At 40.5% G+C, this 8047-nt stretch carries 9 protein-coding genes; 8 read left to right on the forward strand and 1 reads right to left on the reverse strand.

Annotated features, from left to right (window positions below; genetic code table 11):
• Positions 1 to 109 precede the first annotated feature (109 nt).
• The 7 genes from HYW21_07470 to HYW21_07500 all read left to right on the forward strand — a co-directional run bounded on the left by HYW21_07470 (position 110) and on the right by HYW21_07500 (position 4758).
• The gene (locus tag HYW21_07470; protein ID MBI2549161.1) at positions 110 to 595 is read left to right on the forward strand and encodes a hypothetical protein; all 486 of its coding nucleotides are present in this window, start codon (positions 110 to 112) and stop codon (positions 593 to 595) included.
• Between the two features lie 67 nt (positions 596 to 662).
• Entirely contained in the window at positions 663 to 881 is a 219-nt protein-coding gene (locus HYW21_07475; GenBank protein ID MBI2549162.1) for a hypothetical protein, read from the forward strand.
• Positions 865 to 1248: a PIN domain-containing protein gene (locus HYW21_07480; protein ID MBI2549163.1), complete on the forward strand. Its 384-nt coding sequence runs from the start codon at positions 865 to 867 to the stop codon at positions 1246 to 1248. The genes HYW21_07475 and HYW21_07480 overlap by 17 nt, the downstream gene beginning before the upstream one ends.
• A 52-nt stretch (positions 1249 to 1300) precedes the next feature.
• Positions 1301 to 2191, forward strand: coding sequence for a radical SAM protein (locus HYW21_07485; protein MBI2549164.1), 891 nt, complete (start codon positions 1301 to 1303; stop codon positions 2189 to 2191).
• A gap of 134 nt (positions 2192 to 2325) precedes the next feature.
• Positions 2326 to 3054 carry a hypothetical protein gene (locus HYW21_07490; protein ID MBI2549165.1) on the forward strand — a complete coding sequence of 243 codons (729 nt, stop codon included), beginning with the start codon at positions 2326 to 2328 and terminating at the stop codon, positions 3052 to 3054.
• Positions 3055 to 3110: 56 nt separating this feature from the next.
• A complete protein-coding gene (locus tag HYW21_07495) occupies positions 3111 to 3875 on the forward strand; it encodes a hypothetical protein (protein ID MBI2549166.1) in 765 nt (254 codons plus the stop codon).
• Between the two features lie 112 nt (positions 3876 to 3987).
• Positions 3988 to 4758 carry a metallophosphoesterase gene (locus tag HYW21_07500; protein MBI2549167.1) on the forward strand — a complete coding sequence of 257 codons (771 nt, stop codon included), beginning with the start codon at positions 3988 to 3990 and terminating at the stop codon, positions 4756 to 4758.
• A 77-nt stretch (positions 4759 to 4835) separates the two neighbouring features.
• Here HYW21_07500 and HYW21_07505 read toward each other — a convergent pair whose 3' ends face one another.
• Positions 4836 to 6356, reverse strand: coding sequence for a hypothetical protein (locus HYW21_07505; protein MBI2549168.1), 1521 nt, complete (start codon positions 6354 to 6356; stop codon positions 4836 to 4838).
• A gap of 252 nt (positions 6357 to 6608) precedes the next feature.
• On the opposite strand from HYW21_07505, the gene HYW21_07510 reads away from it, so the two are divergent.
• A complete protein-coding gene (locus HYW21_07510; GenBank protein ID MBI2549169.1) occupies positions 6609 to 8021 on the forward strand; it encodes an RtcB family protein in 1413 nt (470 codons plus the stop codon).
• Positions 8022 to 8047 lie beyond the last annotated feature (26 nt).

Below are 8047 nucleotides of genomic sequence, written 5' to 3' on the forward strand. Positions count from 1 at the left end.
GTAACCACCCGTGAAAGCTCTGTTTTTATTTTATAAGGAATATTTAAAGTTTGCGAAAGCCTTAAAAGGAAGTAATTGAAAGAGATAGCATCAACCGTGAGGTGAGGCCATGGCAACCTGTGACTGTTCCAAAGTCAAGATTAACGATGCTGCATGGGAGATGAAAGAGCATCACTGGAATAACCTTTTTTTCTATCGGAAAACAATGCCCTTGTTTTTACATATTCCCTTTACTATCGGAGAAACAATTGATACTACGATTGGCGAGCTCCAACAAAAAAAATACACCCTCATTCAACCGCCCATGATCATCCAAAAAGACGGATGGTTCAAAGGAGAAATTCTCGTAGGCATCAAACAACCCAAACAAAGAAATGATCCAAATGTTGTTGTGTTCAAGAATAAGACCATTATTTCGCAAGTGTGTACAGAACCCTGGAAAAAGCTAGGAAAGGCCACAAAGACAGTCATTGACAGCCTTGAAGATAAAAAAGCAAGAGCTGTCTACTTCTGGTACCTGACTTGCCCTATATGTGTTAAGGAAAAAGGCTACAAAACCGTTATTCTGGTTGACGTTGAGAACGTGAAGGGATAGAACAAACGTTTCACAGATACAGAAAAGTTTATATATAATTAGATTATACATACCTTGATGATAGAAAATGCACGTATTTGAAGCAGTTCCGAAACAATGGGGTAATTCAGTAGGCATAACTATACCTCGAGAAATAATAGAGAAGGAAAATATCACGTTAAAAAAAAGAACAACATTTTTAGTAGTAGGTCCAGAGATGGAAACGCTAAAGAAGGCTTTTGGATCTCTCAAACTAAAAAAGCCAACCCAGAAAGTGATGGATGAGATAGATGCAGGATACGACTGAGATTAAGATCTTTTTTGCGGATACCTACGCACTTATCGAGCTATTGGGTGGCAATCCAAACTATAAGACTTATTTGAATCACACACTTCTAACGACAAAGTTTAATCTCCTAGAGTTATATTATCACTTTTTACATGATTATGGCAAAGAAACAGCAGATAAGTATCTGGACATTTATTTAAAATTTGTTATCCCAATAACGGATAACAGCATACGAAATGGTATGGAGTTCAAACTACGACACAAGAAAGAAAAGCTCAGTTATGTAGATTGTATTGGGTACGCACTTGCTTTGGAATTTGGTATCAAGTTCTTGACTGGAGATCAAAAATTCGAGAATAAAGAGAATGTTGTATTTGTCAAGTAGTCTTTGTGCAAATATTTTAAGGATTGTTAAATGATATTAACGATGAGATTGAATGAAACGCGAAGAACCCCAAATAAAAGTATTAATCAGAATGTTAACTGGGTGTAACATTGCATGTAGGAACTGTTACGTCGGACAGGATTCTTCTGAATTATCACAAAATGACCTTACAAAAATTGTTGATGAATTATCTAGATTTGGAGTGGAAAATATTGTGTTCACCGGTGGCCAGCCAACATTACGAAGAGAAGGCTTAATTAATATAATAAGATATGCAGCACAAAGAAGAGCAGTAGAAGGATTCCCTCAATTTTTAGAAGTTACGAGTAACTCTTCTATTGGCAAATCAGTAGAAGAGGCAGAATATTGGGCACAACATTTTGTTCAGGCTGGCCTAGACCGAGTTAGGTTGAGTTGTGATGAGTGGCATAGGGAGTTTCTACCAAAAGAGTATGAAGACCGTTTCATTGAAGTAGCTGGTCGATATGGACTATCGGTTAAACAATTATGTGTAGTAAAACCAGAAAGTAAGATAGAAGATAATATAGATGGCACTGGGAAAAAATTATTTGCACTAAGGCCAGGTGGTAGAGGAGCGCAGGAACAATATTCTTGTGGTTGGAGTAACATACCTCAATGTAGATTGTATGCAAGCAGGCATAATCCTACTAAAATCTCAATTTTTATACATACAACAAAAGAAGTGTATATCTGTAATGTTGGCACACCTCCAGAATTGAGTATGGGTACCATTTTAGAAGATGATCTTGGAGGAATGTTATCGGATCCAATGTCAGGTATAGTAGCTGCTCTTTGTGGGGGAGATTTAATCGGCTTAGCAGAATATGTAGGAGCTGATTTAGGTCAAGTAAATACAAGGATAAAAGAGATTGGACGATGTGGGACTTGTGTAGAGTTAAGAAAAACGTATCATATTAGGTAGATAACTCTACCCCTTTCCAGTTTTAAGCCTTTATTTCGATTTTTTCTTAAATAATTTATGAAAAATATCGACTGAGTTTAACCTCTTTTTTCACGAAATCTTTTTAAAGGATCGAGTCATTCTTTACCACTAAGATGTCATTAGTAAGGGGGAAAGGAACGAGAGCTATTCTGTCAATCGTGGGAGTTACGCTTGCTGCGCAGTTTGTAAGCGATTATCATCATAACCATAGGCCTATTTTTACTGATATTACACAGACAAGAGATCCAATCCACATAGAAACGGTCATTGCAGAGGCAACGTACTATGCACCAGCAGACAGGTACCATCCTCTTGATCCTAGTCTTACTGAACTCTATGGCGTTGCTCATCTTTTGGCTGAACGACCACTTTTTTCAGATACCTTCGAGCAGTATCATCCAGACACACTCGTGGAGGCAGCAGAACGTGTACTCCAACCCTTTTGGGCATACGCTGATACTGCATTGGCAAGTTCTATAATCTATAATAACCAAATTGAGCCTTGGATTGTTCGGGTAAAATGGTATCCTCCTGAAGGAGAGGAAGGTCAAGATATTCCTTTTGCCTTCAATTCCATTGATGATCTCTTGTTTCGTAATCTTGCTGATCTGCAACAACAGATCCACGAAGGAAAAGCCCATAAAGGCAGGTGGATTGTTCTCGAAAACAGATTAGGATATTATTTCAGGACGCTAATAGTTGGTGACGACCCACAAGCGTTAGTCTGTTCACATATCAATGATCTCAGCGAATCATTTGGCGGGTATCTAAGCAATTGGGCAGATCACCTGCTAAAACCTGAAGAACCTAGATACGTCATTCGAGAAGAAAAGAGAAAGTAAAAACTATCCTTTTTATAAAATTCATACCCTCAAACAATCAAAACAAAGTGATGATCATGAAACGTCCTGTGTTGTACGCATCTCTTATGAGTATAGGAACCGTATTGTTTTCTTATGACAAAGCAAAACCAGAGGTATATGCAAGCGATAATGCAATGCTCCATTCATTATCTATTGCTCGACATCCAACTGAACGGTATCTCGGTAGGATTACCTTTGTTGATCAAAATGCAGAAGCCATTTTTCCTTTTTCTCATGCAATCAATGCCGCATACCTTGATGTTTTATTGAACCCTTTCAATGATGATGGACCTGACAATCCTATCCATGATCTTGAACGATTAGCAGATCTTGCCTCCAACCGAGTGCTCATGGGCTATGAACTTTTCCCTCTGTATGCCGATGTAGTGTATCCATTACCACGTGAAGCAGTCATGCTCCGAAGGAATGCCTTTGGATTACTCACTACACGGGCACAGACTGCGTTAGCATATCTTTCATTCCAAGGCTTGATCGATCCTGAAGCTGCATCAGAATACAGCAGACTCTTAGACAACCTCATACATGAGGCTAACGTTGCCGAGCAGGATATTGACCATGTGCTCGATACAGAAACTCCACCAGGAGATCTGTCCTGTGATGATTGGCATGTCTATCTTATGGTCCGTACTGCCTATGTTTTTGAGAATCTTCTCGCACAACAGGTTCGTATCTTGAATGAAGTTCGTTCTTCCATAGAACCCTGCTCTGGTGTGGAGTCTCAGGAAAAAGATTATCAAGCAAATCCTCCAAAGATACACTCGGAATTACCCATTACTTAGATTGAATTTGAACTCTCAATAACGAATGATTCAAGAGAAACCCGACACCCCTCATCACAGATGGGGGGATGGAATACTCACATTTAAGAGTAAGAAGAACTTCTGGTCATGGATGAGCATTAATCAAAAAGCATGCAAACTTATTGACCTCAGTGTTTATCTCCCTCATCCAAAGGCGCTTATTATAAGCGACCTCCATATTGGGTTTGAAGAAGCCATGAATAAACAAGGGGTGTTTATTCCTCGATTTCAACTTGAGGAGACAATGAAAAGGCTTGAGAGCATCTTGCAACAGGTTCGACCGAAAACCATCATTATCAATGGAGATCTAAAGGATGAGTTTGGTGTTATTTCTAAACAAGAATGGCGTGACACCTTCAAACTCCTTGAATTCTTAGAAAAAAGATGCAAACAAGTGATTCTTGTCAAGGGAAACCATGATATGATCCTCGGCCCTATTGCAGAAAAAAAAGGGATGAGTATTGTTGATTACCTTCTTCTCGACGGGTATATCATCTGCCATGGTCATCAGCTGATCGAAGAGCTTATTAAAAAAAACAACCAATCTAACCAATCTCAGGACGAGGCACGGGTAAAAAAAGCACATACTATCATCATTGGCCATGAACATCCCTGCATCAGTTTAAAAGAAGGTAATCGTGTTGAACGGTACAAGTGTTTTCTCGTCGGAAGATACAAGAACAAAAATCTCATTGTCTTGCCATCATTTAACTTAGTTACTGAAGGATCGGATATTTTTCAAGAACAACGATTAAGTCCGTATTGCCAAAAGAACCTGAGATCTTTTGAGGTGTATGTGGTTGACCCTGAAGGTCATAGTGTACTGGACTTTGGTATACTAAAAGATCTGATAAAGCATTAGGAAAAAAGTTTGTACAAGCCGTATAAAAAATGACACGATCGTAAACCGGGTTAACTGCATTTGTGCAGATTAATGATTTACTGGCTTGCCAATCGATCAACTGAAGAGGTATATGCTTCATGAACAAGCATGGCTCCAAAATTTCTTAGTCCATCACCGCGGACAGGTGAGGTCGAATTAAACCCTCCATAGTTAACCGTTATTGATCCGTTATTAGTTACTTGGACCACAAAGTTATTTTGTCCATTATGACCACTGAACTGAAGAACAGGATGTCCATCAACATAGTGGTGATCCATGGCTACTGGACCAAACCCAAAAAGATCAGTAAAATAAGTAGGACCAGAGTTTGATCGGGCAATATCACTGAGGAAAGCTCCTTGGCTAGCAACTTCACCATCGCTCAAAAGATTAGACAATCCTGCAGGAGGCAAAAATTGACGGGTAACTACATCAGAGGATTGCGCAACAATATCCCGAGCAATGCCATATAAGTCTTCTTTTAGTTCCCTCGATACAGCAGGTTCTGTTGAAAATTTTCCATACGCAACTGAAACTCTGTCTGAAGGTGTCTTTCCGGGCTTATAAAGAATGCTGAAAGGAACACCATCACTATTACCAGAGAGGGTAAAACCACCTTCTTCAGTAATACTCATCCGAACAGGTCCATAGTCTCGTGTGTCTAAGGAAGATGATGGTCTCTTATCGTTTGGCTTGCATACGTTATTGTATCCTCTGGCAAACTCTGCCAGCAAGCTCGTATCAAGAGACGCTGGACCTGAAACTGAGTAAGGAGTGTCAAAACCATGCGTTGCTCGTAGCGCTTCTGCCAGATCATGCGTTCTGTCTGAAAGCCCCTTAAGCACATAGCTTATTCCTTCATTACTTCTCGTAGTCGATAGACTTAAACCATGTATTCTTCCCGAAGACAGTTCGAATTGACCACCATTTCTTCGAGCATACTTCACCGAATGAAAACCATCTGAGGAGGTGGCACCAATTGTTGTCAATAAAACTTCCTCAATTTGCCCGTTATGCAAAACCTCTCCTGTATAACCATGCAGAGGATTGGGTTTTCCAAACAACTCTCTTCTTTGTGCATACAGCGTAGTCACCATCCCGTTGGCGTCAGTATTCCCTGAACTTACAATATAATCTCGAAGAAGAGATGTATCATCAGCATGGCCAGGACTTAATGCAAAGGCATTTGGATTATCCGTCGAAGGCATCTGTCGGAGAACTGCAGAGATACCTAAAGAATCTGCTGGATTAGGCGAACTAATGTGACCATGATCTGAAACGACTGCGTTAAGCCTTCTGCCTCCTGGTGAATTAATTTGGACGAGTGTATGACTATCATCTACTTCTCTGAGGGCAAATTCAGGAGGAAATTCTATTCCAGCTGAAGAAAGATATACTGGTGTTCCAGCAATCGTATCGATAAGTCCTTCACTTGCAGCAATAGTTTTAATATGCTCAACAAGAGACGATCCGTTTCCAGGAATTTGGCTGGAAGGGCCCAGATCATAACGATTTGATTGCACTGGAGCACACGCAGCAAGAGTAGTCATTACTATACTGAGTCCTTTTCTGTTCATGGTAATCCTCCGATTTTACTTATTATTAGTATATGATAATTTAACCAAAATATAACTAAGGGTAGCTGGAAAACGCTTTCCATTTATAAACTTTGTGTTTTGACACCACTGTCAAGGAGTAAACTGCCCGTTGACATTTCCTTTTAGGTGTAATGGCAAGCCACGTTATCAAAATTTCTTACCACCACCTAGACTCCTTGCCCATACTTTTTTAAAGGATGGATACTCTCCTCCAATTTGGAGAATAATACTATGACCTATAAAGAAAAACTTATCCAAAAAAGTGATTTTGAATGGGAGCTTCCCAAGGAAGCAAGAAAAGATATGCGCGTTAATGGACTGATCATTGCGAATAAGGAGATTATTGACACCATGGAAGATGATACCATTGGCCAGCTTGCAAATGTCTGCTGTTTACCCGGCGTTCTTGAGCCTGTGCTGGCGCTTCCTGATGCTCATTTTGGGTATGGCTTACCGATGGGAGCTGTAGCAGCATTTGATGCAGAAAACGGCGTTATTTCTGCAGGATTATGTGGGTTTGATATTAACTGTGGAATAAATTCTATCCGAACAAATTTACGCCATCAGGAAATCAAAGAAAAACTCCCTGAGCTAGTGCCAAAACTGTTCAAGGCCATTCCGTGCGGCGTTGGTGCAAAAGGACGTTTACGTCTTGACGCTCAAGATCTGGATGCAGTCATGGTACAGGGAGTAGATTGGGCAATTGCCAAGGGATACGGATGTCAGGAAGACAAAGAACATTTGGAAGAGTTAGGAAGGATGGAGGGTGCTGATCCTCAAAAAGTATCAGACCTTGCACGTCAGCGAGGGAGAGCACAACTCGGTACACTCGGAGCGGGAAATCATTTTTTAGAGATTCAAAAGGTTGGCGATATCTACGATAAAGAAACAGCAAAAAAATGGGGTATCCATGATACAGACCAAGTGCTTATCATGATTCACTGTGGAAGCAGGGGCTTTGGTCATCAGGTTGCTACTGATTATTTAAAAATTCAAGAACAAGCAGTCAAGAAGTATAATATTATCCTGCCTGACAGGCAATTAGCATGTGCACCAGCAAACTCTCCTGAAGGAAAGGATTACTGGAAAGCGATGATTTGTGCGGTTAACTACTCATTTACCAACCGTCTGATCATGACGCACTGGATACGAGAAGTCTTCGAGGATGTCTTCAAAAAATCGTGGCGAGCAATGGACATCCATACTATCTATGGGCTATGCCACAATGTGGTAAAGCTCGAAGAACATATGGTTCATGGAGAAAAAAAGAAGGTCTTTGTCCATAGAAAAGGAGCAACCAGGGCATTCCCTGACGTCCCGGTGTTAATTGCTGGTTCTATGGGAACCTCTTCTTACCTTTTAAAAGGGTCAGCAGATTCACTTACAAAGACCTTTGGATCGAGTGCTCATGGCGCTGGAAGAGCAATGTCCAGACATCAAGCCATTAAGACCTTTCGTGGAGAACAAATCAAAAAAGAACTCGAAAGTAAGGGTGCGGTGGTAAAGGCAACAGGTGCACAGAGCTTGGCAGAGGAAGCTCCGTTAGCGTATAAAAACATTGATGCAGTTGTCAACAGTATCCAAGGAGCGGGTATTAGCATTCCTGTAGTACGCGTCGATCCTATTGGCGTCGTGAAGGGATAAAAGACATTGATTTTCAATTACGGGAA

It is taken from the genome of Candidatus Woesearchaeota archaeon (assembly GCA_016187565.1).
Lineage (GTDB): Archaea > Nanobdellota > Nanobdellia > Woesearchaeales > JACPJR01 > JACPJR01.